The organism is Microbacterium helvum (genome assembly GCF_014779795.1).
GTDB lineage: Bacteria > Actinomycetota > Actinomycetes > Actinomycetales > Microbacteriaceae > Microbacterium > Microbacterium helvum.
The window spans coordinates 29,798-55,270 of sequence record NZ_JACXZS010000003.1 but is presented as its reverse complement, the minus strand read 5'-3'; the positions used below and the strand labels follow the sequence as shown (position 1 = coordinate 55,270).

General features: G+C 69.9%; 18 protein-coding genes. 13 read left to right on the top strand and 5 right to left on the bottom strand.

The features are described 5' to 3' along the window. Nucleotides 1-45: 45 nt before the first annotated feature. Nucleotides 46-9,015 (bottom strand): DUF5979 domain-containing protein, encoded by an 8,970-nt coding sequence (locus tag IF188_RS05565; protein WP_191170806.1) that lies wholly within the window; start codon nt 9,013-9,015, stop codon nt 46-48. 207 nt (nt 9,016-9,222) lie between these two features. Between IF188_RS05565 and argG the strand changes: the two genes are divergently transcribed. From argG to IF188_RS05545, 4 genes are all read left to right on the top strand, one after another. After that, nucleotides 9,223-10,665, top strand: coding sequence for an argininosuccinate synthase (argG, locus tag IF188_RS05560; protein WP_191170805.1), 1,443 nt, complete (start codon nt 9,223-9,225; stop codon nt 10,663-10,665). Nucleotides 10,666-10,829: 164 nt separating this feature from the next. Beyond that, a complete protein-coding gene (locus IF188_RS05555) occupies nt 10,830-11,468 on the top strand; it encodes a TetR/AcrR family transcriptional regulator (RefSeq protein WP_191170804.1) in 639 nt (212 codons plus the stop codon). Continuing rightward, nucleotides 11,465-12,292, top strand: coding sequence for a hypothetical protein (locus IF188_RS05550; RefSeq protein ID WP_318152797.1), 828 nt, complete (start codon nt 11,465-11,467; stop codon nt 12,290-12,292). Before IF188_RS05555 ends, IF188_RS05550 begins: the two co-directional genes overlap by 4 nt. Then, nucleotides 12,289-14,142, top strand: coding sequence for a YhgE/Pip domain-containing protein (locus IF188_RS05545; protein ID WP_191170803.1), 1,854 nt, complete (start codon nt 12,289-12,291; stop codon nt 14,140-14,142). The genes IF188_RS05550 and IF188_RS05545 overlap by 4 nt, the downstream gene beginning before the upstream one ends. An 86-nt stretch (nt 14,143-14,228) precedes the next feature. On the opposite strand, the gene IF188_RS05540 is transcribed toward IF188_RS05545, so the two are convergent. After that, nucleotides 14,229-14,573, bottom strand: a complete 345-nt coding sequence (locus IF188_RS05540; protein ID WP_191170802.1) for a hypothetical protein — start codon at nt 14,571-14,573, stop codon at nt 14,229-14,231. Between the two features lie 235 nt (nt 14,574-14,808). Here IF188_RS05540 and IF188_RS05535 point away from each other — a divergent pair, with 235 nt between their 5' ends. The 3 genes from IF188_RS05535 (at nt 14,809) to IF188_RS05525 (ending at nt 18,327) form a co-directional block, all read left to right on the top strand. Then, complete coding sequence (locus IF188_RS05535) at nt 14,809-17,472, top strand: penicillin acylase family protein (protein ID WP_191170801.1); 2,664 nt, start codon at nt 14,809-14,811, stop codon at nt 17,470-17,472. Nucleotides 17,473-17,699: 227 nt separating this feature from the next. Then, on the top strand, nt 17,700-17,927 hold the full coding sequence (locus IF188_RS05530) for an AbrB/MazE/SpoVT family DNA-binding domain-containing protein (protein ID WP_191170800.1): 228 nt from the start codon (nt 17,700-17,702) through the stop codon (nt 17,925-17,927). Between the two features lies 1 nt (nt 17,928). Beyond that, nucleotides 17,929-18,327: a type II toxin-antitoxin system VapC family toxin gene (locus tag IF188_RS05525; RefSeq protein WP_318152796.1), complete on the top strand. Its 399-nt coding sequence runs from the start codon at nt 17,929-17,931 to the stop codon at nt 18,325-18,327. Between the two features lie 180 nt (nt 18,328-18,507). Here IF188_RS05525 and IF188_RS05520 read toward each other — a convergent pair whose 3' ends face one another. Then, nucleotides 18,508-18,948, bottom strand: a complete 441-nt coding sequence (locus tag IF188_RS05520) for a VOC family protein (RefSeq protein WP_191170798.1) — start codon at nt 18,946-18,948, stop codon at nt 18,508-18,510. A gap of 75 nt (nt 18,949-19,023) precedes the next feature. After that, entirely contained in the window at nt 19,024-20,757 is a 1,734-nt protein-coding gene (locus tag IF188_RS05515) for an L-aspartate oxidase (RefSeq protein WP_191170797.1), read from the bottom strand. A gap of 76 nt (nt 20,758-20,833) precedes the next feature. Between IF188_RS05515 and IF188_RS05510 the strand changes: the two genes are divergently transcribed. The 4 genes from IF188_RS05510 to IF188_RS05495 all read left to right on the top strand — a co-directional run bounded on the left by IF188_RS05510 (nt 20,834) and on the right by IF188_RS05495 (nt 23,253). Further along, nucleotides 20,834-21,793 carry a LysR family transcriptional regulator gene (locus IF188_RS05510; RefSeq protein WP_191170796.1) on the top strand — a complete coding sequence of 320 codons (960 nt, stop codon included), beginning with the start codon at nt 20,834-20,836 and terminating at the stop codon, nt 21,791-21,793. Between the two features lie 49 nt (nt 21,794-21,842). Next, the gene (locus IF188_RS05505; RefSeq protein WP_191170795.1) at nt 21,843-22,130 is read left to right on the top strand and encodes a DUF1905 domain-containing protein; all 288 of its coding nucleotides are present in this window, start codon (nt 21,843-21,845) and stop codon (nt 22,128-22,130) included. A gap of 154 nt (nt 22,131-22,284) precedes the next feature. Further along, a complete protein-coding gene (locus IF188_RS05500; RefSeq protein WP_191170794.1) occupies nt 22,285-22,884 on the top strand; it encodes a dihydrofolate reductase family protein in 600 nt (199 codons plus the stop codon). Nucleotides 22,885-22,923: 39 nt separating this feature from the next. Further along, a complete protein-coding gene (locus IF188_RS05495) occupies nt 22,924-23,253 on the top strand; it encodes a YciI family protein (protein WP_191170793.1) in 330 nt (109 codons plus the stop codon). Between the two features lie 53 nt (nt 23,254-23,306). Here the strand turns inward: IF188_RS05495 and arr are convergent, their stop codons facing one another. Then, nucleotides 23,307-23,717 (bottom strand): NAD(+)--rifampin ADP-ribosyltransferase, encoded by a 411-nt coding sequence (arr, locus tag IF188_RS05490; protein WP_191170792.1) that lies wholly within the window; start codon nt 23,715-23,717, stop codon nt 23,307-23,309. A 211-nt stretch (nt 23,718-23,928) separates the two neighbouring features. Between arr and IF188_RS05485 the strand changes: the two genes are divergently transcribed. Continuing rightward, nucleotides 23,929-24,258, top strand: a complete 330-nt coding sequence (locus IF188_RS05485) for a YciI family protein (protein WP_191170791.1) — start codon at nt 23,929-23,931, stop codon at nt 24,256-24,258. Next, nucleotides 24,255-25,472: an RNA polymerase sigma factor gene (locus IF188_RS05480; RefSeq protein ID WP_191170790.1), complete on the top strand. Its 1,218-nt coding sequence runs from the start codon at nt 24,255-24,257 to the stop codon at nt 25,470-25,472. Before IF188_RS05485 ends, IF188_RS05480 begins: the two co-directional genes overlap by 4 nt. The last annotated feature ends 1 nt before the right edge of the window (nt 25,473 follow it).

The window sequence follows — 25,473 nt, the reverse complement described above, 5'->3', positions numbered from 1 at the left end:
GGACGCCCGGCATCCCTCCCCTCACTGCTCGTTCAGCCGACCTCGTCAGCCCAACCGGCGCCGGCGGCGCATGGCCACGAGCACCAGGGCGACACCGCCTGCCAGGATCGCGAAGCCTGCCGACACGGCGAGCGCGATCGCGCGGGCGTCCAGGCCCGTGGGCGGCAGCGGCGCGATGAACGTGTTCGTGAACACGATGCTCACGTGGCCCGACGTCAGGGTCACGCTGCCGGTGGCGCCCGGCTGCTGCTCGCCCTCGACGGTCATCGTGGTCTGGTCGGCGTCGCCCGTGTCGGTCTCGGTGACCGTGCACTCGCTGCCGGCGGGCAGGTCGTCGATCTCGGCCGTGAGCCGGTTCGGACCACCGATGTCGTAGCTCGCATCGAGAACCACGAGCCCGGGGTCAGGGTGGGACGCGTCGACGAGGACGCACATGACCTCGACGGGGAACGTGCGCGTCACGGTCGATGCGGCCGTGCCGTCCACGATCTTCGAGATGCTGAGCCCGGCGACCCCGTACGTGTTCGTGATCACGACCGAGGTCTGGTCGGCTGCGGCCGTGTTCGGCAGCGGCGCCAGTTCGGTCGTCGTCACGGTCTGCGGGTCGGAGGTCTGCCCGCCCTCGGTCACGACGAAGGTCGTCGACTCGGCTCCTGCCGCGTCGGTCTCGGTGACGGTGCAGTCGGCGCCCTCGGGCAGGCCGGTCCAGGTGACCGTCGCCCCCTCGGCGATCTGCTGCGTCATCGGCTCGGCCGCGGTGACGTCGCCGCCGTTCCAGGTGCACGCGAGCGCCACCTCGAACGGTCCGTAGGTGACCGGTTCGCCGTCCTGGCCGACGGCGCCGCCGTCGTCGACCGCCTTGGTCACCGACACCTGAGCGAGGTTGAACGTGTTGCGCACCTGCAGGCTCGGCTGCGGCTGGTCGTCGACGCTCAGGATCGTCGGGTCGGTCACGACGGTGAAGGAGTAGCCCTGGGCGCCCCCCGCCACCACGTTGCCGTCGGCGTCGAGGATCTCGCTCGAGTTGGCACCGCCCGCATCCACTTCGGTCAGCTCGCACTCGGAACCGGTGGGCAGGTTCTGCCACAGGGCCGTCGGCGAGTCCGCGCTCACCGTGCGGGAATCGCCGTCGGGAATGACGACGTCCTCGCCGTCGCGCGTGCAGCTGAGCCTCAGCTCGAAGTCGGCCGTGCCGTACTTCTCGGCGCCGTCGCCCGCGAAGGTCTTGGTCGCCTCCACCGAGCCGGTGAGGTACCAGTTCGTCGCGGTCACAGTGACCAGGCCGCCCGTGACCGGCACGATGCCGACGCCGACCGTGGTGTCCTCGCCGTCGTTCGGCGTGATCACCACGGCATCGGCGCCGTTCAGGTCGTCCTCGACGACGCGGCACTCCGAGCCCGGGATCACCTGGTGGATCGCCGTGCTCCAGCCGTTCTCGGCGTTCAGCTCCACCTGGGTGTCGAGGACGGTCTCGCCCGCGAACGTGCAGGTCACGGTGAAGCTGAAGGTCTCGTCCAGGCCGAACTGATCGGCACCGGCACCCTCGAAGTCCTTCACGATCACCATCGCCGTCGCGTCGAACAGGTTCGTGTAGGTCACGGTGTTCACGGTGGCGGTGCTGTCGGGCTGCACCTCGGGGATGATGACGCGGCGCGTGCGCTGGTCGATGACCGGCGCGAGATCGCCGTCGACACCCGGGATGTCGGCCTCGGTGACCGTGGCGTAGGCGTTGCGGGCGTCGGTCTCGGTCACGATGCAGGTCGAGCGGGCCGGGATCTGCGTGATCGTCTCGGTCTCGTTCGCGTCGAGCGTGAACGTCTCGTCGACCACGGTCTCGCCCTGGTAGCGGCAGACCACGCGGAACTCGTACCCCGTCGGGATGTACGGGCTCGCCGACTCGACGAGCTTGCCGACCTCGAGCGAGGCCCACTCGTACGTGTTCTCGACGTCCACGGCCACCGTCTGGTCGGCCTCGGTGACCGTGATGGGGTCGGGGGTGACGGTGGTGCCGGTCTGGCCCGCATCCTCTTCGTCCACCGTGCAGACCGACCCGACGGGCACGTCGGGGATCACGACCGGGTCGGCGCCCGGAACGATCGTCACGGCTCCGTCGTCGGCGAGAGGCACGTCGGCGCCCTGCCAGGTGCACGACACCGTCGCGGTGAACGAGTCCGGCACCGGGAAGCCCTCGGGCGCGTCGAGCGACTTCTGGATCGCGAGCTCGCCGTTCGCGAACTCATTCGTCACGGTGACGACCACGGGCTCGTCGCCCTCGCCGATCGTGACGGGCTGGTCGGGGCTGATCATGTGCCCCGTCGCGTGGCCGGCGTCCGGCTCGGTCACGGTGCACTCGGCACCCGTCGGCAGTCCCTCGTACAGCGCCGTGCCTGCACCCGTGATGGTGCGCGTCGCACCGCCCGGGATCGCCACGACGACGCTCTCGCCGTCGACGACGCGCGTGCACGCGAGGCTCACCTGATACTCGTACGTCGTCGCCGGGTCGAGCGTGTCGGCGGGTGCTCCGTCGAGCTCCTTCACGACCTGCAGCGAGCCGATGGTGAACGTGTTGGTGATGTCGGCCGTCACGACGCCGGTCGTGTCGTCGCCCACCGTGACCGTCACGCTGTCGGTGGAGTCGTTGGCGCCACCGGTGCCGGATTCGGTCACGACGCACTCCGCGCCGGTGGGCAGGTTGTCGACCACCCACGGGTCGTCGACGCCGAACGTCGAGGAGCCTTCATACACGGGGTCCGGCGTCGCGCCGTCGAGCGTGCACGTCATGTCGGCGGTGAACGGGCCGTCGCCCCACGCGTCGCCACCGGAGCCGGCCACGGTCTTCACGACCTGCACCGAACCGACCGTGTACACGTTCTCGTATCCGACGGCGGTCAGCGCGGTCGTCTCGCCCTCTTCGTAGGGGAGGATCGTGAATGATGCCGCATCCACCGTCTGCGGGTCGCCATCGCCTTCGGTGATCGTGATGTTCGTGCTCGCCGCGCCGCCGTCGCCCGTCTCTTCGACCGTGCAGGTCGCGCCGGCAGGGATGTCGGAGAACGTCTTCGACTCGCCGACCTTCAGAGTGAAGCTCAGATCGGCCTCGGGGATCGTCTCCTGGTCGAGGTAGATGCAGCTCGCCGTGAACGAGTACGTCCGGTCGTAGGCGATCGGCTCGCCGTCCTGGTTCTCGGCGCCGCCGTTGTCGACCGACTTCTCGACGGTGAAACCGCCGGCGAAGTACTCGTTCGTGATCTCGAACGAGGCGGACTCGATGTCTCCGGCGTACGGGTCCCACACGCTCGTGTTGTCGGTGAAGTCGCGTTCGGCGACGACGCCGTCCTCGGGGTCGACGGACACCTCGACCCCCGGCGGAACCGGGTCTTCGACCACTGTGCAGGTCGAGAACAGCGGCAGGTTCACCGGCCCGGTCGTGCTGTCGTAGATCAGCACCGTGCCGTCGGCGGGCACCGACGGCCGGCTCGCATCGCTGCCGTCGGCGTGCAGCAGCACGGCGTTCTCGCCGCCGGACGTGCACGTGACGAGCATCGGGTAGCTCTCGGGCAGGTCGATGTCGACGGCGTAGTCCGGTGCATCGACCGTCTTGGCCAGCCGCAGCTGACCGGTCGCGGCGGCCACGCCGACCTTCTGCGGCTCGGTCACGAGCGACGCGCGCTCGGGCTGCAGCGCGGTCTGGTTGGAACGGGATGCCGTCGCGAACGAGTTCCACGCGATCGGAAGGCCGTCGGCGACGGCGGAGTTCGCGGGCAGCACGTAAGGCGTCTGGGTGCCGTACGTGACGCGCAGTGTCTCGCCGGGCTCAAGGCCGGGCGTCGGCGTCTGACCGGTCGTCGCGTATTCGAGCACCATCATGACGCTGCGAGCCGCCTGGATCGTGGCGAGCGGGGTCGAGGCATCGGCGAGCACCCACCCGAAGGCGCACGACGGGTCGGGCGCCTCATCCTCGGTCCACACCTTGATGGCGTTGGTGTTGCAGGCCTGGCTCAACTGCACCGGTGAGAGGTAGATGCTGTACGTGGCGATCTCGCCGGCCGTCAGTTCGGCGAAGTTCGCGCTGATCGAGCCGGTGAGCGTGACCGGGAACTGCGAACCGCGGGCGCCAGGCACGATGACGCCGGTGTCGCCGACGGTCGGGATCGTGTCGACCGCGGCCACGACGCGGGCGCTCGTGTTGCCCGTGTTCGTGAAGTCGACACGCCAGGTCTCGTTGCCGCCGGGCCGCGTGATCGGCACGCAGGGGTACGAGTAGAACCCGTCGTTCACCACGCCGGGAAGGCTCGGGTCGCACGACGTCCCCACGCCGCCCGGTGCGGCGTTGAGCACGCCGAGGTCATCGTCGCCGGGGATCGTCGGGTCACCGGCGTCGTCGCCCTTCACGTACTTCTTCGCGGCGATGGTGGCGGACGCGAGCGGGGTGATCGCGGTGTCGGCCGAGCAGGCGGCCGCATTGGCCTCAGGGTCCTTGTTCACCAGGTCGGCGCGGCCGTCCTCGGCCAGCGTCGTGCCCTGGCACGTCTCGAAGGCGCGATCGGAGGTCACCGTCGCCGTATTGGCGACGGTGGTGTCGGGACCCACGTCGGACCGGAAGTTCAGCGCGGCGTTGACCGTCAGCGTCCAGCCCGCGTTGAACACGAAGCCGTCGGGCGGAGTGATCGTGAGCAGTCCTGAGTCGGGATCGAGGGATGCCGAGAAGCCGGGGTCTGTACTGGGCGCCCCGTCGCCGCTCAGCGCAAAGGTGTACGACGGCGGGGTCGGTTCCACGAGCAGGGACCCCTGTGCGTCGGTCTCGATCTGGTCGACCAGTGTGAACCCGGTCATATTCCATGAGCCCGTGTTCGTCACCTTGATGACGTACTGGATCGGTCCGGGTGCGCTCACGAACTGCGACGAGCCGCGCGTCTTGGTGATCTGCACGGAGTTCGGCCGGTGCAGCACGATCGTCGAGTCGGGGGCGGTCTTGCTGACGGTGAACGACTGTTCGCCGAACTGGCCGGTGCTCGTCGCCTGGACCTCGTCGCTGATCACGCCGGGATCAGCCTCACCCGGGTTCGGCTCAAGTCCGGGTCGCGTGGTCGAGACCTCGACTGCGGGGTCGCTGCGCAGCGTGTCACGCCTCGTCGTGGTCAGGTCGTAGGTGAGCTGCGGGTTGTAGGGGCGCTCCCACTGCAGCACGTTGCCGTCACCGTCGACCTGCTGCGCGCGGAACCGCACACCGACCACGTCGCCGGCATCGGCCACGCCCGCCGGAAGATCGAACGTGGTGATCTGGCCGGGTGTGGCATCCACCCACTCGCCGTTCACCCAGCACGTCGAGTCCTCATCGATCGGCGCGCCGTCGCAGGTCTCGACGAGCGTGCCGCCGACGCTCGTGAACGTCGTGCCGACGAGCACGTCCATCGCGACGTTGTTGACCGGGGCGGGCACGTTGATCTGCGCGCCCGTGAAGTCCATCGTGTTCCAGAACGTGTCGGTGGTGTCGGTCAGCGTGAACGACACGGCGCGCGCCGTCCCGTTGGGGCGACCGCCGAGGTGCGTGATGTACGTCTTGGACTGGTCCTCGTAGATCTGGTCCGGCGTGATCTCTTTCGTCGTCGTGATGTCGTAGTTCGCCGCGACGATCACGAACTCGTCGCTCGCGTCAGCGGCGCCCGTGCCGCACTGGTTGTTCGCGCAGTTCCGGAGCACGGGGCTCTCGAGCTGGGTGTGCGCGTCGTTCACGATGGCCTCGCCCGAAGGAGTCACCGTCACGGGCGTGCCCGGGTCGGACCGCAGGTTCTCGCGCAGCTGCCAGGTCAGGGTGACGCCTCCGGTGGCGCCGGACTGGATGATCGAGCTGCCGTCGGGCGAGCGGAAGGCGACCTCGAATCCGATGACGTCGCTCAACTCGGCCGGGGTGAGGGCGAGCGCCTCGTCATAGTCGTACGTCGTCGTCCCGCCGCTGCGGGCGAGCGTGACGGTGACGTCGTCGGCCGAGGTGTCGGCCGGAAGCTGGAACCCGTCGATGTCGTACAGGTTCAGTGTGTCGAAGACCGTGTCGGGCAGCGCCTCACCGTCGGTGGGGTCATCGATCACCATTCCCGCCACGCGTGCGGCGGATTTGTTGGTCGCGATGATCGTGCCGCTGATGAGCGGATAGTCGTCGGGGTCGACGTTCTGCGAGGCGTCAGGCAGGCCGAGCTGGTCCTGGTCGAACTCCTTGGTCAGTTCGGCGTTGATCGGCTCATCGACGATGAGGATCGTGTCTTCGGCGACATCGACGCTGTCGACACCGGTCGCCTCGTTCACACCGTGAGCACTCGCGGTGTTGTTCACGAGCCCCGCCTGGTCGGTGTTGTAGGTGTACGGGTGGAAGTTGCCCAGCACCCACTGCGACGGGTCGCTGCGCAGCGTGTCGCGCAGGCGGAAGTCCAGGTCGAACGGACGGCGCTCGTACGACGAGCCGATGCCGGCGCCGGCGACCTTCTCGGTGAGCACGACGCGGACCGACAGGGTGTCGGCGGCCTCTGCATCGGTCAGCGTGTATCCGGCGAACTGCCCGTCGCAGTCGGCCGCGGCCGCGCACGCCTCGTCCGTGATGTCGACCCAGTCGCCCGCGGACTCCGAGAACAGCGAGACCTCGGTGATCACCGCGTTCGAGATGAGCGGGTCGGTGTCAGTGGTGATGGGATCGATCTTCACGAGGTCCCACGCGTCGTACACCGACGCGGCGGTGTCGGTCGGGTCCTCGGTCTCGGAGATGTCGCTGAGCGTCATCTGCGAGATGTTGAGGCCGTCGGTCGACCACAGCAGCCGGAGCGTGCGCACGTCCTGCGTCTGCGCGGGGACGGTGTCGTCCAGCCACTGCTTGTCGAGGAAGTCGGCGCCCGGACCCCCGCCGTCGAGCGGGTTCACATCGATGTCGGCCGAGGTGTCGTCGGTGAACTCGCCGCCGGCATCCGGGTTGTCGACGAGCGACTCGGCGAAGTTCGTGAACGTGACCGGCTCATCCTGCTCGGTCGTCAGTTCGACCGCGATGTTCGTCGCGACGGTGAAGCCGGGTTCCAGCTGGTCGGGGCATCCCTCCGCGTCCAGCGGGTCGTATTCGAGCTGGATGCCGCCGACATCCGGCTGCACGTCGGCCGGGATGTCGTACGACCACAGGGTCTGCGGGCCGTCCACGGTGGTGAGGTCGACCCAGTCGCCCTCGGTCTTCGACCAGTAGCGCACCGTCAGCGTCGTGCACTGCGGCACGTCGGTGTTGTTGATCTGGGTCGGAGCGAAGTTGTCCCAGAACTCCGTCTGGACGCCGGGGAACTGCGGGTCCGAGATGACGAGCTTGTCGGAGCCGGTGTTCGACTCGGGTGTGACGTTGCCGGTCAGCGTGACGTTCGAGGTCGTGCCCGGGACCCCCCAGATCGTGTCGGGGGTGATCGACTTGGTGACCGTGGTGTCGAGGGTGAGCGGGTCGATCGTGAACGGCGCCTCCGCGTCGTCGACGCCGGTCTGGCCGTTGGTGTTCTCGACCTCGGTGTCGACGGCGTTGGTGCTCGAGACCGCGGTCGTGGTCGCGATGGCCGTGACATCCATCGGGATCGTGGCGTAGGCGCCCGACACGATGTCGTCGCCCTCGGCGGAGTAGACGACGGTGAAGCCCTCGACCGTGCAGTCGGCTGTGGGATCGGGAAGCGTGTCGACCGTGGTGGTCGTCGCTGTGCTGTCGTCGCAGTCGCTGTACGTGTAGGTGATCGTCGCCGAGGTCGCCGCGACCGGCCAGGCCACGCCGTCGGTGAAGCCGTCGAACGTCAGGCCCTGCTCGGTGAATGTGGACGTGCCGTCGGTCGGCTCGGTGATCGTCAGCGTCTGGACGTTCTGCTCGCCGACCGTCGAGGTGATCGTGGCCGTCGTGGTCTGACCGCTCACCAGGGTGTTGTCGGCGAAGGTCTTGGTGACTGTCACGTCGGGCTGACGCTGTGCGATCGTGATCGAGGCGTCGTCGGTGACGGGATCGGACGTGTCTTCGCCCTTGGTGACGGTCGCCTTCGCGTCGTTGTCGACCGTGACCTGCGTCTGGTCGGGGATCTCTGTGACGGTGTCGTTGGTCACCGTGTGCACGACGACGGATCCGCTCGCCCCGGGCGCGAAGGTGCCGGTGAAGGTGACGCGGATGCCGCCGGCATCGCTGATCGGGTCGGGTTCGGTCGTGGTCCACCCGTCGGGATCGACCCAGTACTCCGTGGTCGTGGCCGTCGTGCCGGGAGGAGCAGTGACATCGAAGCCCGTGACGTCGAGGTACCCGCCGAAGTCGGCCGGCGGGTCGACCGGATCCTGCACGACGATCTCGTCGACGTTCTGGTTCGACTGGTTGCTCGGGGTCAGCGTCCAGTTCACAGCCTGCCCGGGAACAGCCGGCATCGTGGTCGTCGGCGTCACGGACTTCGTGAGCCCCGGCACGAGGGTGGTCTGGACGTCGAGCGTGATGTCGGCGGTGTCGGACGCCGGCGGCGCGTTGTCGGCGTCGGCCGACGCTGTGTTGGTGACCGTCGCGCCATCCCAGGTGCCGTCGGTGGTCGGGTCCACCATCGCGTTCACCGTGATGGTCATCGCGTAGCCGCCCGGCCACAGCACCGGATCGGCGTCGGTGTCGAGCCCGGGAACGACCGTGAAGCTGTTCCCGGCCGAGTCGATCGAGAGGTCGACCTCGGCATCGGGCTGGCCCGCGGGCGCCGTGAGCTGCACCGTCACCGGGTCGGGGGGTGCGGGGCGGAAGACGAGCGGATCGGGCAGCGCGTCGCTGACGAGGGTGTTGTAGCAGCCCGCGTCGTTCGTCGACGAGCAGTTGACGGTGATCGTGTAGACGACGGGGTCGCCGGGACCATACGGACCGGGGTCGACGACGTCCTTCACGACCTGCAGCACCGCGGTGTCCTCGGCCAGCGCCGCGGGCGCCGCTCCGACGAAGACGCTCGCCGCTGCCAGCACCACAGCCGTCAGCCCGGCGAGAAGACCCCTACGACGTTCCATACCCTGACCCCCGTCACGCGTAACGGCCCCAGCCTAGGACCTGTTCACAGGGGTTTTCCAGCCCCGTCGATGTTGCGGGTGTGATTGATGTGACGGACGGATGCTCCCCACGCACTCTCCACGCATCGCTTCGCGCTGCACGGAGCCTCGGCGCGCGTGGGCCCACGGGCCGCGGCATCCATTCAGCCCTTAACTAGACTGGAGGCCATGTCGAAGGTCCTCCAGTCCCTGCCCGTCGGCGAGCGCGTCGGCATCGCCTTCTCGGGGGGCCTTGACACCTCCGTCGCCGTCGCGTGGATGCGCGACAAGGGTGCGATCCCGTGCACCTACACCGGCGACCTCGGGCAGCCCGACGAGGACGACATCGAGGCGATCCCGGCCCGCGCGCTCGAGTACGGCGCCGAGCTCTCTCGTCTGGTCGACTGCAAGCCGGCGCTCGTCGAAGAGGGCTTCGGGGCGCTGGCGTGCGGCGCGTTCCACATCCGCTCGGGCGGGCGCACCTACTTCAACACGACTCCCATCGGCCGCGCCGTCACCGGCACGCTGCTGGTGCGCGCCATGAAAGAGGACGGCGTCGACATCTGGGGCGACGGCTCCACCTACAAGGGCAACGACATCGAGCGGTTCTACCGCTACGGCCTGCTCGCCAACCCGGCGCTGCGCATCTACAAGCCGTGGCTCGACGCTGACTTCGTCACGCAGCTCGGCGGCCGGCAGGAGATGAGCGAGTGGCTCGTTGAGCACGGCTTCCCGTACCGTGACTCCGCCGAGAAGGCATACTCCACCGACGCCAACATCTGGGGCGCCACGCACGAGGCCAAGACCCTGGAGCACCTGGACGTCTCGCTCGAGACGGTCGAGCCCATCATGGGCGTGCGCTTCTGGGACCCGTCGGTCGAGATCGAGACCGAAGACGTCACGGTGACGTTCGAGGCCGGCCGCCCGGTCGCGCTCAACGGCGTCGAGTTCACCGACCCGGTCGCACTGGTGTTCGAGGCCAACCGCATCGGCGGCCGCCACGGCCTGGGCATGAGCGACCAGATCGAGAACCGCATCATCGAGGCGAAGTCGCGCGGCATCTACGAGGCTCCGGGCATGGCACTGCTGTTCACGGCGTACGAGCGCCTGGTGAACGGCATCTTGAACGAAGACACCCTCGCCACCTACCACGAGCAGGGTCGGCGCCTGGGCCGCCTGATGTACGAGGGCCGCTGGCTCGAGCCGCAGTCGCTCATGCTGCGCGAGTCGATCCAGAAGTGGGTGGGCTCGACGATCACCGGCTCGGTGACGCTGCGTCTGCGCCGCGGCGAGGACTACACGATCCTCGACACCGACGGCCCGCGCCTGTCGTACCACCCCGAGAAGCTGTCGATGGAGCGTGTCGGCGACGCCGCATTCGGCCCCACCGACCGCATCGGCCAGCTCACGATGCGCAACCTCGACATCGCCGACTCGCGCGTTCGCCTGGAGCACTACGCGGCAGCCGGCATCATCGGCGGTGCGACCGGCGAGCTCGTCGGCCACCTGTCGCAGGGCGAGGCGGGCGAGATCACCGAGAGCGCGAACCCGCTCACGGCCGCGGGCGAAGAACTCGCGGAGGCGACGGATGCCGCAAACGAAGCATCCGCCTTCGACCTCGGCACCGACTGACAGAGCTGCAGACGAAACGCGCCTGACCTTGCGCAAGGTCAGGCGCGTTTCGTCTGCGCTCCTTCGTCGCTCCGCTCAACGACCAGGGGACGCGTTCGCCTCCCACCATTCGTCGCCCCGCCCATAACTTGCACACTGATGTGCAAGTTGCGTATCCTGGAGGCATGACCTCCACCGATGTCACGCGCCCGCCGCGCCGCGATGCCCGCGAGAACCGCGCCGGCATCCTGGCCGCGGCCCATGTCGCCCTCGCGCAGGACCCCCGCGCCTCGGTCGACGCGATCGCACGCCAGGCCGGCCTCTCGCGCCGTGCCCTCTACGGCCATTTCGACGACCGCGACGCGCTCGTCAGCGAGCTCGTCGCGCAGGGCGCCGAGCGCTTCAACGCCGTCGCCGCCACCATCGACGACACCGACGCCCGCGTGGCGCTCGCCCGCCTGGCCGCGGCCCTCTGGAACGAGGCCGCGCACGTGCAGGTGCTCGCCGCGATCGCTCTCGACGAAGCACACCTCGAAGAGACGGCGACCGCCCTGGCGCCGCTGCGCCGCACCGTCGTGCGGATCGTCCGCGAGGGTCAGGAGGCCGACGTGCTGCGCACCGACGTCGCCGCCCCCACGCTCGCGCGCCTGGTCGAAGAGACTGCGCGCACGGTGATCACGCGGATCGACGCGTCCTCGCCCGAGGCGCGCGCCCTCGCCGTCCGCGCGGTGCTGAGCATCGCGGGCCTGTCGTGGCGGCAGGCGGCGGCACTGCTCGACACGCATCCCGAGATCCTCGCCGACGCCGAGGCGGTCAGCGCGTGAGGGTCGTGCTGAACGCGGTCGGCAAGGGCCGCCGCGAACACGCGCTGCCGGTGACCTCGACCGCGTACGAGTCCGGCACGGCGACCCTGGTCGTGGCCGAGACCGAGCAGCGCCCGACCGTGCTCGGCCTCATCGCCTCGGGCCGCATGCGTCCCGACACGGGTCGCGTCGAGCTCGACGGAGAAGTGGATGCTGCGCCTTCCGCTTCCCGGCAGCGCCGGCGCGCTGCGCAGAGCGTCTGGGCGGGGGACGCCGGTCGCATCCGCCGCCGGGTCGCCCTGGTCGACGCCCCCGAGGTGTCCGAGCCCGAGCCGAACGTCACGCTCGCGGGAGTCGTGGCCGAAGAGCTCATGTTCGCCGGGCGCGCCTCGCACCCCATCGCGGTGCAGAACTGGCTGGCCGACAACGGGCTCGCGGCGGCGGCATCCCTTCCCGTCTCGAACGTCGACCCCGCCGACCGCGTGCGCGCGCTCTGCGAGCTCGCGGTGCTGCGCAAGGGCGTCGAGGGGTTCGTGCTGGTCTCGCCCGACCGTCACGGCGGCCAGCCCGAGGCGTGGTGGCAGATCGTCCAGGAGTTCGCCGCCCGCGGGTTCGCGGTGCTCGTGATCGCCGGGCAGGCCTCGGCGCGCGTCGCCACCCTCCCGCTCGTTGAGCGAGCGAAGCGAGACGAAACGTCGCAAGCCGCTCTTGAGAACGAGCCGACCGTCGGCCGAGGCGTTTCGTCTCGCTCGTTCCTCGCTCGCTCAACGAGCGGGGGCCGGCGTCGGTCCGGCCGCCCCCGCATCCGCAGGCTCACCGCGCGCACGAGAGGGGGCCGGGCATGAAGGTCCCGCAGATGATCCTCGCCGAGCTGCGGCGACTGACCTCGACGCGCATGTCGCTCATCGCGCTGATCGCGCTGATGGCCGTGCCGATCCTGTACGGCGGTCTGTACCTGTGGGCCAACCGCGACCCCTACGGCCAGCTCGACCAGGTGCCGGTGGCGCTCGTCGTCGCCGACACCGGCGCCGAGCTGAACGGCGCCGAGCGCAACCTCGGCGACGAGGTGGCGCAGCAGCTCATCGAGGACGGCTCGTTCGACTGGCAACTCACGACGGCCGACGAGATGACGGCCGGCCTCGACGACGGCACCTACGACTTCGGGGTGGAGCTGCCGGCCGACTTCACGGCATCCATCGCCTCCATCACCTCGGGCGACCCGCACCCTGCCGACATCGTGCTGCACACCAGCGATGCGAACAACTACCTGGCCTCGACGATCGGCACGCAGGCCGTCGAGAAGATCCGCACGACCGTCACCGAGAAGGTGGTGGCCGAGGCCGGCCTCACGATGCTCGACGCCCTCGACACGATCCGGGTGCAGCTGACCGATGCCGCCGCGGGGGCGGGGCAGCTCGTCGACGGGCTGGCGCAGGCCGGCGACGGCGCGGGGCAGCTCACCACCGGCGCCACCCAGCTCGCCGACGGCACCGCGCAGCTGCGCGACGGCGCGGCGCAGCTCTCGGCCGGCTCGGCACAGGTCGCCGACGGCGCGGCGCAGGTCGCCGCGGGTACGGCGCAGCTCGACGCCATCGCCGACCGGATCGGCAAGGCATCCTCCGATGCGACCGCTGCGCTGCCGCAGGTGCGTGCCGACATCTCCGCGAAGCTCACCGAGCGCGGACTCGACCAGGCGCAGATCGACGACGTGCTGGCCGCGCTCGATCCTGTCGGCGATCGGCTCACCGCGGTCGACAGCCGCGTGCAGGGCGCGGTCGCGCAGATCGATCAGCTCAACTCCGGCGCCCAGCAGGTGTCTGCGGGCGCATCGACGGTCGCCGACGGCGCAGCGACGCTCGCGACGGGCACGTCGACCGCCGCCGACGGCGCGGCCCAGCTGCGCGACGGCGCGACCGCACTCGGCAGCGGGATCACCCAGCTCGAAGACGGCGCGACGCAGCTGCGCGACGGACTCAGCTCCGGCGCCGCGCAGCTGCCGTCGTACGACGCCGACACGCGCCAGAAGCAGGCCGACACCCTGGCCGCGCCCGTCGACGTCGAGCGCTCGTCGCTGACCGAGGCCCAGAACTACGGTGCCGGACTCGCGCCGTTCTTCGCCGCCCTCGCCGGCTGGATCGGCATCTACGCGCTGTTCCTGATCGTCAAGCCGGTCTCGAAGCGTGCCGTGACGGCGCTGCACTCCCCCATCCGCATCACGCTCGCGGGCTGGGCCACGCCCGCGCTCCTCGGCGCCGTGCAGATGCTCGGGCTGTTCGGCGTGCTCTCGCTCGCGCTCGGCTTCTCGTTCGCGCACCCGCTCGCGACGCTCGGCATCCTGCTGCTCGCCTCGGCCACGTACGCGGCGATCGTTCTCGCGCTCAACGTGTGGCTCGGCTCTGTCGGCCAGTTCCTCGGTCTCGTGCTCATGGTGCTGCAGCTCGTGACCGCCGGCGGCACGTTCCCGTGGCAGACGCTGCCGGCACCCCTCGCGGCCCTGCACCACGTGCTGCCGATGGGCTACGTCGTCGACGCGATGCGGCAGGTCATGTACGGCGGCAGCGCCGACCGGGTGTGGCTCGACCTCACCGTGCTCGTGGCATGGCTGGTCGGCGCAGGGGTCCTCGCCGCCATCGGGGTGACCCGTATGACCCACTTCCGCACCCTGCGCGACCTGCAGCCGAGCGTGATCGGCTGACACCTCGGAAGACGGGATGCCGGGCGCCCGGCATCCCTCTTCCGCTTCTGTCCCCGCACCGCCATCTCACGCGGGGCAGAGGACGCTTAGAGCGGGCCGCCGCCTTCGCAGGTGCGGTCGCCGACCTGCGTCGAGTCGCCCTGCCCCGGGAACCAGGCCAGGTCGCCGTTGCGGTCCTCGTACCAGAAGGCGGGGATGATGTCCTCGTCGTCCTGGTGCCTCTCGTGGGCGCGGACCACCGCCGTCTTGTCGGTCTCGATGTAGACGTACGGGTTCTTCTCGCTGTGCGTCGCGTGACAGTACGCCACCCGGTGCGACCCGTCGACGGGCTGCGAGGCGAAGGCGGGTGCGGCGCTCCCGAGTGCGACGACCGCGGTGAGTGAAACGGCCGCCGCCAGGGCGACGGACCGGCGCGAGACGCGCGTGTGCATGGACATAGTTGATCTCTCCCCAGTTGAGATCGGCCAGTGAACGCGTCCGAGTCTGGCACTGCTCCCGCACGACGACAAGAGGCCGGTCGCGTGCCGAAAAGCGAGCACGATTCGGCTCGGGGCGCACGTCGGGGTTACGATGCGAAACAGGCCGCATGCGACCCGAACGCATGTGGCACCCCGTCTCGCGGTGCCCGGCACCGCGTGTCCCCCGCCCTCGCCCGGAAAGCTCTCAATGTCGAAGCCCCCCGCCTCGCCCTTTGCCACCGACGACACCGTGCAGCGCCGCTCGGTGGGCCGCACCGTCGGCATCACGCTGTTCTCGATCCTCGCCGGCGTGGTCGTCATCGCCCTCGTCGCCGTCGGCTTCGTCGCGTACACCGTGCAGCGCTCGTTCCCGCAGCTGAGCGGCGAGGTCACCGTCACCGGGCTCGACGACCAGGTCACCGTGCAGCGCGACGCGCTGGGCGTTCCCACGATCACGGCCGACTCGTCGCACGACCTGTTCTTCGCGCAGGGGTACGTGCAGGCGCAGGACCGCTTCTGGGAGATGGACTTCCGCCGTCACGTCACGAGCGGACGCCTGTCGGAGCTGTTCGGGGAGTCGCAGCTGGGCACCGACAAGTTCCTGCGCACCCTCGGGTGGCACACGATCGCCGAGCAAGAGGTCGAGGCCCTCAGCGACACCGAACGCGCCTACTACGAGGCGTACGCCGACGGCGTGAACGCCTACCTCGCCGAGCATCAGGGCGCCGACGCCTCTTTCGAGTACGCCGTGCTGGGTCTGCAGAACCCCGACTACGAGATCGAGCCGTGGACCCCCGCGGACTCGGTTGCGTGGCTGAAGGCGATGGCCTGGGACCTCCGCAGCAACATCGAGTCCGAGACCGAGCGCGCCGTGCTCGCGTCGGACTTCACCCAGGACCAGATCGACGAGCTGTACCCGGGCTACCCCTTCGACCAGAACCCCGTCATCGTGCCGAAGATCTCGACGGTGCCCGCGCTCGGCACGGCACCCGACGCGGCCGCCGAGGGCGACGGGGCGGGCGATGCCGCCGGCTCGACCGACGGCGGCGACGCGGCCGGCGCGACCGATGGCGCAACGGCGTCGATCGAGTGGACGCAGGTCGACAGCGTGATCGAGGCGGTCGGCGAGCTCGTCGGCGACGCCGGCGAGGGCATCGGCTCGAACTCGTGGGTCGTCTCGGGAGCGAACACCGACACCGGCAAGCCGCTGCTGGCCAACGACCCGCACCTGGGCGCCTCGCTGCCGAGCGTGTGGCACCAGATCCAGCTGAAGTGCTCCGACGTCACCGAGGAGTGCCCGTTCGACGTCGCCGGCTTCTCGTTCTCGGGCCTGCCCGGGGTCGTGATCGGCCACAACGAGCGCGTCGCGTGGGGCTTCACCAACCTCACGACCGACGTCACCGACCTGTACCTGGAGAAGATCCAGGGCGACTCGTACTGGTACGACGGCGCGCTCGTGCCGCTGGAGACACACACCGAGACCTTCAAGGTGGCGGGCGGCGATGACGTCGAGCTCGAGGTGCGCGCCACGGCGAACGGCCCGATCGTCTCGGGACTGACCGACGACTTCACCGAGATCGCCGAGAACCCGTACGTGGGCACCGGCGGCACGGTGACCGCGCCGCCGGCCGACGCTCCCGAGGGCGAGTACGCCGTGAGCCTGCGCTGGACCGCGCTGCAGCCCGGGACGACAGCATCCGCGATCTTCGCCCTCAACACGGCCAAGGACTTCGACGACTTCCGCGGCGCAGCGGCGCTGTTCGACGTGCCGGCGCAGAACCTCATCTACGCCGACGTCGACGGCAACATCGGGTACCAGACGCCGGGCAAGCTGCCGATCCGCGGCGCGGCCGACGGCTCGATGCCGCAGCCGGGCTGGAGCTCGGCGTACGCGTGGCAGGGCTACATCCCGTTCGAAGAGCTGCCGGTGTCGTACAACCCCGATGAGGGCTACATCGTCACGGCGAACAACGCGATCGTCGGCCAGGACTACACCTACTTCCTCACGAGCGACTGGGACTACGGCTGGCGCGCGGCGCGCATCACCGAGCTGATCGAGCGGGCGATCGCGAAGGGGCCGGTCACCGCCGACGACCTGAACGCGATCCAGGCCGACAACTACTCGTACATCGGCATGCGGCTGACCGCCGCGTACACCGACATCGAGACAGGCGACAGCCGCACCGACGCCGCGCTCGACCTGCTCCAGGAGTGGGACGCCCAGGCGGGCGCCGACTCGCCCGCAGCGGCGTACGCGAGCGTCCTGTGGGACACCCTCGCGCAGAACGTGTTCGTGAAGGGCCGCGAGCACCCCGCCCCGCTGAGCGGCCAGGGCCGCCTGTTCCTCGTGATGGACTCGCTGCTGGCCGACGACGCGTCGCCGTGGTGGACCAACGACGAGCTCGACGTGTCGGGCATGCGCGAGATGCTCAAGCGCTCGGCCATCGACGCGTACGAGCGCCTCGCCGACGCCCAGGGCGACAACCAGTCGCGATGGAACTGGGGCTCGCTGCACGCGCTGCCGCTGAACAGCGGCACGTTCGGCGAGTCCGGCATCGCGCCGATCGAGTGGTTCTTCAACCGTGGCCCGTTCCCGGTGGGCGGCGGCTCGTCGGTCGTCAACGCCACCGGCTGGGACCTCGGCTCGGGCGACTTCTCGACGATCACGGTGCCGTCGATGCGCATGATCGTCGACCTCGACGACTTCGATGCGTCGCGCTGGAACCAGCTGACCGGCGAGAGCGGCCACGCCTTCCACACGAACTACACCGACCAGGTCGAGTCGTGGCAGAAGGCCGAGCTGACGCCGTGGGCCTACTCTGACAAGGCCGTGAAGGCCGCGACGACCGACACGCTGGTGCTGAAGCCCTGACGCTCTCACTGGTGTCGTGGAATCCCCGGTCTCGTCGAGGCCGGGGATTCTGCGCGAGACCGGGGGCATCGCCCTGGGTTTCGGCGGGAATCCCCTGGTTCGGCGGGCCAGTTCCCTTGGTTCGGAATGCCGGCGGCCGGCGCCGGCGGCCGCGGACGCGGTCGATGGCCCGGGTGGCGGCATCCGCGTGCTACGTAATACATGCGATACGTATTACACTGCTCACCATGAAGCTCAACAGCAAGGGCCAGGTGACGATCCCCGCGGAACTGCGCCGCAGCCACGGATTCGTCGAGGGGGACGACGTCGAGGTCGTCGCGGATGGCGCGACGCTGCGGATCGTGCACACCCGGCGTGAAGCCACACGCGGCGAGCGCGTGGTCGCCCGCATGCAGGGGCGCGCGACGACGACGCAGACCACTGACGAACTGATGAAGCTTCTTCGCGGTGAGTGAAGTGACCCTCGTCGATGCGAACGTGCTGCTCGACGTGCTCACCGATGATTCGACCTGGGCCGATTGGTCGGCAGCTCGACTGGCGGATGCCCTGGACACGGGAACGGTCGTGATCAACCCGATCGTGTATGCCGAGGTGTCGGTGGGGTTCGATCGCATCGAGGATCTCGACGACGCCTTGCCTGCATCGCACTTCACCCGCGAACCGCTGCCGTGGACGGCGGGTTTTCTGGCAGCCAAGGCCTTCGTGTCGTACCGCCGCAGGGGCGGGTCACGGACGGCTCCGCTCCCTGACTTCTACATCGGCGCGCATGCCGCGGTATCTGACTACCGGCTGCTGACGCGCGATCGCGGCAGGTATTCGACGTACTTTCCGACTGTCGAGCTGATCACGCCGTGAGTTCTCGGATCCCCGGTCTCGTCGAGGCCGGGGATTCTACGTGAGACCGGGGGCATCGCCCTGGGTTTCGGCGGGAATCTCCTGGTTCGGCGGGCAGAGTCCCTTGGTTCGGGATGCCGGCGGCCGCGGACGCGATCGACGGCCCGGGTGGCGGCATCCCTCGACCCGAGTGCGGTGCCGTCAGCGCAGGCGCTCGGCGAGCGCGACCGTGATCCCCTCGGGGCCCCGGGCGTACGCCATGAGCCACACGCCCTCGTACTCGCCGATGCCGCCGATCAGGCCGTAGCCCTCGCCGGCGAGGCGCGCGACCTCGGCGCGCAGGTCGTCGACCTGGAACGCGATGCTGCGCAGCCCGAGCTCGTTCGCCATCGCGTCGGGTGAGCCCTCGACCGGCTCGGGCCGCACGAAGCTCGACAGCTCGACGCTCGTGCCCCCGCCCGGCGGGTGGAGCATGACGATCTCGGTGCGCGAGTCCGGGATGCCGCACACCGTGTCGATGAACTCGCCCTCGACGAACGTGCGGCCCTCGACCTCGAGGCCCAGGGCGACGAAGAACGCCGCCGCCGCATCGAGGTCGCGGACCGTCACGCCCACGTGGTCGAATGTGGTGATCGGCGCCATGGCGCGGCCTCCTGTGCTCGTCGTCGCGTGCGGTGCACGTCGGAGCCTATGGCCGCGCCGCGGCGCCGTCGACCCCTACTCGACGAGCTTGCCGACCACCGAGACCTCGCGCATGAGCGCGGCGATCTCGTCCGGGATCGGGGGGATCGCCTCGCGCACCACCCCGGACTCGGGCGACCACACGAGGTTGACCTGGAGGTCGGGATCCAGGTCCGGGTAGTCGCTGCGGTTGTGGCATCCTCGGGTCTCGCGCCGCTCGAGGGCGGCCTCGAGCGTCGCGCGGGCGGCGAGCGCCGCGGACTTCAGGTCGAACGCGTGCGCGAGGTCGTGGTACCCGGCGATGTCCGGGTGCACCCCGATGTCGGCCATGCGCGCCTCGATGGCGTCGAGTTCGGCGAGGCCCTGGCGCAGGCCCTGCTCGTCGCGCACGACGCCGGCGTACTCCGTCATGACGTCACGGATCGCGCGCTGCAGGGCGCGGACGTTCTCGGTTCCGGATGCCGCCAGCAGGTCGGCGATCTCGGCCCGGGCCGTCTCGACCGACGCCGCGGAGCGCTTCTGCGCGGGCAGGGCTGCCGAGTACGCGGCGGCCGCCTGGCCGACGATGCGGCCGAAGACGAGCAGCTCGATGAGCGAGTTGCCGCCGAGGCGGTTCGCGCCGTGGAGACCGGATGAGGCCTCGCCGATCGCGTACAGGCCGGGCACGTCGGTCGAGTGATCTGACGAGTGGACCCACACGCCGCCCATCGAGTAGTGCGCCGTCGGCGCGATCTCGATCGGCTCCTCCGTGATGTCGAGCATCTGCAGCTCGAGCATCGTCTGGTACACGCGCGGAAGGCGGGTCATGATGACCTCGCGCGGCAGATGCGAGACGTCGAGCCACACACCGCCGTTCGGGGTGCCTCGCCCCTCTTTGATCTCGGTGTAGCAGGCGAGCGCGACGCAGTCGCGCGTCGACAGCTCCAGGCGCTCGGGGTCGTACTTGTGCATGAACCGCTCGCCGAGCCCGTTGCGCAGGATCCCGCCCTCTCCGCGCGCCGCCTCCGAGATGAGCGTGCCGGCGGCGTTCTCGGGCTCGATGATGCCGCTCGGGTGGAACTGCACGAGCTCGGGATCGCGCAGCCGCCCTCCGGCCTCGACGGCCAGGCGGAACGAGTCGCCGGTGTTCTCGTCGCGGCGCGACGAGGTGCGGCGCCAGATGCGGTTGTGTCCGCCGGCGGCCAGGATGACGGCATCCGCGTGGATCAGGTAGCGCGTGCCGTCTTCGAGATCGAACCCGTACGCGCCGAACACGGCGCCGCCATCGTTCACGAGGATGCGCGTGACGTACACGGTGTCGAGGATCGGCACCTGCAGCTGCGCGGCGCGGTTGATGAGGGTGCGCTGGATCTCCAACCCGGTGTAGTCGCCGGCGAACGCGGTGCGGCGGTAGGTGTGCGCGCCGAAGAAGCGCTGCGAGATGCGGCCGTCGTCCTCGCGGGCGAAGGGCATTCCGTAGCGCTCGAGGTCGTCGATGCCCTGGGCGGCGCCCTTCGTGACGACCTCGACGGTCTCGGGGTTGGCGAGCAGATAGCTCTCTTTGAGGGTGTCGGCGGCGTGCTGCTGCCAGGTGTCTTCGGGGTCCATCGTGGCAAGCGACGCGTTGATGCCGCCGGCGGCGAGCGAGGTGTGGGCGTCGGACTTCGGCCGCTTGCCGAGGGCGAGCACATCCACGCCCGCTTCGGCGAGCTCGATGGCCGCGCGCAGCCCCGAGCCGCCGGTGCCGATGACGAGGACGGTGGTGGAGAGCTGACGTTCAGTGGGGGTCACACGACGACGGTAGGTCGGTCGCTTCGATTACTCCAATGCATAATCCGAGTCAGATCGATGCGGATACGCTATCCACGTGAATCTGGAGCAGCTGAAGGCCTTCGTCGAGGTCGCGCAGGTGGGCAACTTCACCCGCGCCGCCGAACGACTCCACCTCGCGCAGCCGTCCCTCAGCAGGCAGATCACGACGCTCGAGCAGGACCTCGGCGCCGAGCTCTTCCATCGGGCCCGACGCGGCAGCACCCTCACCGTCGCCGGTGAGTCGCTGCTGCCACTGGCGCGTCGCATGCTCGCCGATGCGGACTCGGTTCGTCGCGAGCTGGCCGAACTGGCGGGACTGCAGCGCGGTCGCGTGCGCCTCGGGGCGACACCCACACTGTGCGTGAGCCTGGTCGCCGAGGTGTTCACCGCCTTTCACGCCGCCCACCCCGGCATCGAGCTGCACCTCTCGGAGCATGGCTCGCGGAGCCTTCTCGAGCGCCTCAGCGCCGGCGAGCTCGACCTCGCGCTCATCACGACGTCGGACTCCGCCGCGCCGGAGCGCTTCACGGTCGAGCCGCTGCTCGTGGAAGAGCTCGTGGTGATCTCGTCGAGCAGCGCCCCGCCGGTGGGGGACGGCGACAGCATCGGTCTCGCCGAGGTCGCCGCCCTGCCGCAGATCGTCTTCAGCTCGACGTACGATCTGCGCGCCACCACCGACGCGGCGTTCGCGGCCGCCGGCGTCGTCCCAACGGCCGTGGTCGAAGGTGCGGAGATGGATGCCGTCCTGCGATTCGTCGAGCGCGGGCTCGGGGTGGCGATCGTTCCGGCGATGGTGCTCGTCGAGCGTCCGGGTCTGAGCGCGGTGCGGCTGCGTCACCCCACGCTCACGAGGACGATCAGCGTCGCGCGACCGGCCGACATCGCGCCCACCGCGGCCGTCCGGGTGTTGCAGCGCACCATCGCACGGACCGCCGGCGAGCTCGCGGCCGCTTCGGCCGAGACGATGCGCCTGGCGGGTGTCGATCAGGGCGCCGCTCGATCGTCATCCCCGTGAGGGACCGTCACGGGACATACTCGTGACGGACGCATGGACGGAGGACGCCATGGCTCGCACGACCGGACCGCTCGACATCCGCTTCACCGCCACGCTCGGCAGAGTGCGCCCAGGCGACACCTGGACGTGCGTGCAGCTGCCCGACTCCGCCGAGATCTTCGGCACTCGCGGGCTCGTCAAGGTCGCCGGCACCGTGGACGGAGAGCCGTTCGAGGGCGCTTTCATGGCCCTCGGCGACGGCACCCACAAGCTCCCGATCGCCTCGGGCATCCGCCGGGCGATCGGCAAGACCGACGGCGACGAGGTCGAGGTCCACCTCACCGAGCGCCGGTCCTGACGAGGCGGTCGTCCTCGCGCGACGGCATCCTCTCCGAAGATCGCAAGAGTTCTCGCGGTGCTGTCGATACGGGGGCCACCCGTTCGTAACGAGGGTGAGAGCGAGACCTGACGGGTCTCGACCGATGCGAACGCGCACGCGAGGGAGCAGGATCATGAGCACCGCCTTCACCGTCGACTTCTTCTGCACGCTGGACGGCTACGGGATGGCCGAGGGCTGGCCGGGCTACTGGGGAAAGGAGGGCCCCGAGCTCATCGAGGACCGCGTGCGCACCTTCGCGCAGGATCAGGTGCTCGTGTTCGGGGCGACGACGTTCCGCGAGTTCCGCCACTTCGTCCGCGAGTACGACGAGCCGTACTACGAGCGCCTGAACGCGCTGCCGAAGATCGTCTTCTCGCAGACGCTCGAACAGCCCCTGGGCTGGCAGAACTCGACCGTGCTGCACGAAGACGCGGTGACCGCCGTCGAGCGGCTCAAGCGCACCACCGATGTGCCGATGCGCTCGCACGGCAGCATCTCGCTCAACCGCGCGCTGCTCGCCGCCGGTCTCGTCGACCGGCTCGAGGTCATGCTCTTCCCCGCGGTCACAGGCAGCGCCGGAGGGGCAGGGCTGTTCCACGAGGGCGCGGAGCTCGACCTCGACCTGGTGGAGTCCACCGTGCTCGACGGCCGCACGCAGAAGCTCGTCTACACGCCGAGGCTGCACGGCGCGATCCCCGCGGGCGTCGGACCGAAGCGACGGAACGCGGACTGAGGGCTGTCGGGCAGAGCGCGGGAGAGAAATGATACGAGCATGCAGTACCTCGTCAACGTGATCGACGGCCGCAGCAACTCCGGCACCGCCGAAGAGATGATCGCGATCGATGCCTTCAACGACAAGCTCCGGGCCGGCGGCAACTGGGTGTTCGCCGCCGGGCTCGCCGACCCGGCCGCCTCGACCGTCGTGGACGGCCGCGGTGACGAGCCGGTCTTCACCGACGGACCGTTCCTGGAGGCCAAGGAGTGGGCGGCGGGGTTCTGGATCATCGACGCCCCGGACCACGACACGGCTCTCGCCCTCATGAGTGAGGGATCGAAGGCCTGCAACCGCCGACTCGAGGTGCGTCCGCTGCTGCGGGAGTGATCCGCGCCGACGACGCGTCGCCCTGCATGACTGACGCCGTCTGCGTCCGCGAGTCAGTTGATGATCTCGCCGCGCTCGTCGGCGGCGAGCTCGGCCAGACGGTCGCGCCACTGCTGCAGCGCCTCGGGTGTCAGCCGCGTCCAGTCGAGCACCTCGCCGACGATCCGCAGCGGCTCACTGCTGCGGTATGAGCGCGTCGGATTGCCGGGGAACTTCTTGTCGGTCACGTTCGGGTCGTCCTCGAACGGACCGGTCGGCTCCACGAGGTAGACCCGCGGCTCGCCGTCGCCGGCCGCGAGCTCGGCGGCCAGCCCCGCCCCGTCGCGGAGCGCGGTGAAGTAGATGTGGTTCATCACGACCTCGGGCCGGTAGTTCGAGCGGAACCCGGCGGTCAGCAGCTCGCCCTCGTTCAGATCGGCCTTCGTGCCGTGGAAGAACGGCCCCTCGTCCAGCGGTTGCGTCACGCCGACAGCCTACGGTCGACGTCCGGGTCCCGCGGCAGAGCCTCGTCGGCGATCACATCCCCGTGCACCGGAAACCGCGTCGGCGATGTCCTCCCGTCGCGAAGGTTTCCGCGCGGATCTGTCGAAACGGCGCGCCGACGTTCGTGACAAGGGTGAGACCGCGGATCGACCGCCACTGTCGGGCGGAGCGCGGGAACGAGAGGATACGAGCATGCAGTACCTGATCAACGTGATCGACGACCCCACCACCAGGAGCACCCTCGAAGAGCGAGACGCAGTCGACGCGTTCAACGATCGACTTCAGGCCGATGGGCACTGGGTCTTCGCCGCCGGCCTCGCGGATCCGGCCGACTCGACGGTCATCGACGGCCGCGGCGACGAGCCGGTCTTCACCGACGGGCCGTTCCTCGAGGCGAAGGAGTGGACAGGGGGATTCTGGATCATCGACGCCGCCGACCTCGACGTGGCACTCGCACTGATGAGCGAAGGCTCGAAGGCGTGCAATCGCCGGCTCGAGGTGCGGCCTATCCTGTCCGAGTGACGGACGCTCACGACGCCCTCGCCCGCGCCCTCCGCGACGACTGGGCGCGGGTCGTGGCGACGCTCGCCAAACGGTTCGGGAGCCTCGACGTCGCGGAGGATGCCGCGGCCGAAGCTTTTGCGACGGCCGCCGAGCGGTGGCCGGAGGACGGCATCCCTCCCGGCCCGGGCGCGTGGCTGACCACGACGGCGACGCGCAAGGCGATCGACCACCTCCGGCGCGAGAGCAGCCGGGACGCACGGCACAGAGAGGCGCTGCTCGTGTACGACACCGACACCGAGCCTCTCGGCGTCATCGACGACGACCGGCTGCGCCTCTTCTTCGTGTGCTGCCACCCCGCACTCTCGATGGAGGCGCGCGTCGCGCTGACGCTGCGCATGGTCGGCGGCCTGACCGTGCCCGAGATCGCACGCGCCTTTCTCGTGCAGGACACCACGATGGGCGCGCGCATCACCCGGGCGAAGGCCAAGATCTCGGCCGCCGGCATCCCGTTCCGCTTCCCGGACGCCGCGGATCTGCCGGGCCGCGTCGCGGGCGTGCTGACCGTGCTGTACCTGATCTTCAACGAGGGGTACCTCGCATCCGGTGCGGACTCGGCGCCCGTCCGCGATGAGCTCACCGGCGAGGCCATTCGGCTCACCCGCCTCGTGCACGACCTGCTGCCCGAGGACGGCGAGACCGCCGGACTGCTCGCGCTCATGCTGCTGATCGATGCGCGCCGTGCGGCCCGGGTGTCGTCGGAGGGCGCGCTGATCCCGCTTCCGGAGCAGGACCGCCGCAGCTGGGATGCCGCACGCATCGCCGAAGGCCATGCCCTGGTGCGCGCGCGACTGGAGTCAGGCGTCGCGCCCGGCCGGTTCCAGCTGATGGCGGCGATCAACGCCGTTCACACCGACGGCGACGCGCCGGACTGGACGCAGATCGTCGCGCTCTACGACCAGCTGGCGCGACTCGACCCCTCGCCGCTCGTGCGCCTCGACCTCGCGGTCGCCGTCGGCCAGTGCGACGGCGCCGAACTCGGGCTCAGCCTCGTCGACGCGCTCGCGCCGGAACTGCGCGGCTACCACGCCTTCCACGCGGCACGCGCCGACCTGCTGCGTCAGGCGGGCCGGCCGGCCGACGCCCGCGAGGCGTACGACTCCGCGATCGCCCTCGCCGGGAACTCGGCCGAGATCGCGTTCCTCACGCGGCGACGCGACGAGCTGCCGCGCTGAG

Excerpts from the sequence above, each read along its gene's own strand:
- IF188_RS05565 (WP_191170806.1), bottom strand. The coding sequence starts at position 9,015 with ATGGAACGTCGTAGGGGTCTTCTCGCCGGGCTGACGGCTGTGGTGCTG.
- argG (WP_191170805.1), top strand. The coding sequence starts at position 9,223 with ATGTCGAAGGTCCTCCAGTCCCTGCCCGTCGGCGAGCGCGTCGGCATC.
- IF188_RS05555 (WP_191170804.1), top strand. The coding sequence starts at position 10,830 with ATGACCTCCACCGATGTCACGCGCCCGCCGCGCCGCGATGCCCGCGAG.
- IF188_RS05545 (WP_191170803.1), top strand. The coding sequence starts at position 12,289 with ATGAAGGTCCCGCAGATGATCCTCGCCGAGCTGCGGCGACTGACCTCG.
- IF188_RS05540 (WP_191170802.1), bottom strand. The coding sequence starts at position 14,573 with ATGCACACGCGCGTCTCGCGCCGGTCCGTCGCCCTGGCGGCGGCCGTT.
- IF188_RS05535 (WP_191170801.1), top strand. The coding sequence starts at position 14,809 with ATGTCGAAGCCCCCCGCCTCGCCCTTTGCCACCGACGACACCGTGCAG.
- IF188_RS05530 (WP_191170800.1), top strand. The coding sequence starts at position 17,700 with ATGAAGCTCAACAGCAAGGGCCAGGTGACGATCCCCGCGGAACTGCGC.
- IF188_RS05520 (WP_191170798.1), bottom strand. The coding sequence starts at position 18,948 with ATGGCGCCGATCACCACATTCGACCACGTGGGCGTGACGGTCCGCGAC.
- IF188_RS05505 (WP_191170795.1), top strand. The coding sequence starts at position 21,843 with ATGGCTCGCACGACCGGACCGCTCGACATCCGCTTCACCGCCACGCTC.
- IF188_RS05500 (WP_191170794.1), top strand. The coding sequence starts at position 22,285 with ATGAGCACCGCCTTCACCGTCGACTTCTTCTGCACGCTGGACGGCTAC.
- IF188_RS05495 (WP_191170793.1), top strand. The coding sequence starts at position 22,924 with ATGCAGTACCTCGTCAACGTGATCGACGGCCGCAGCAACTCCGGCACC.
- IF188_RS05485 (WP_191170791.1), top strand. The coding sequence starts at position 23,929 with ATGCAGTACCTGATCAACGTGATCGACGACCCCACCACCAGGAGCACC.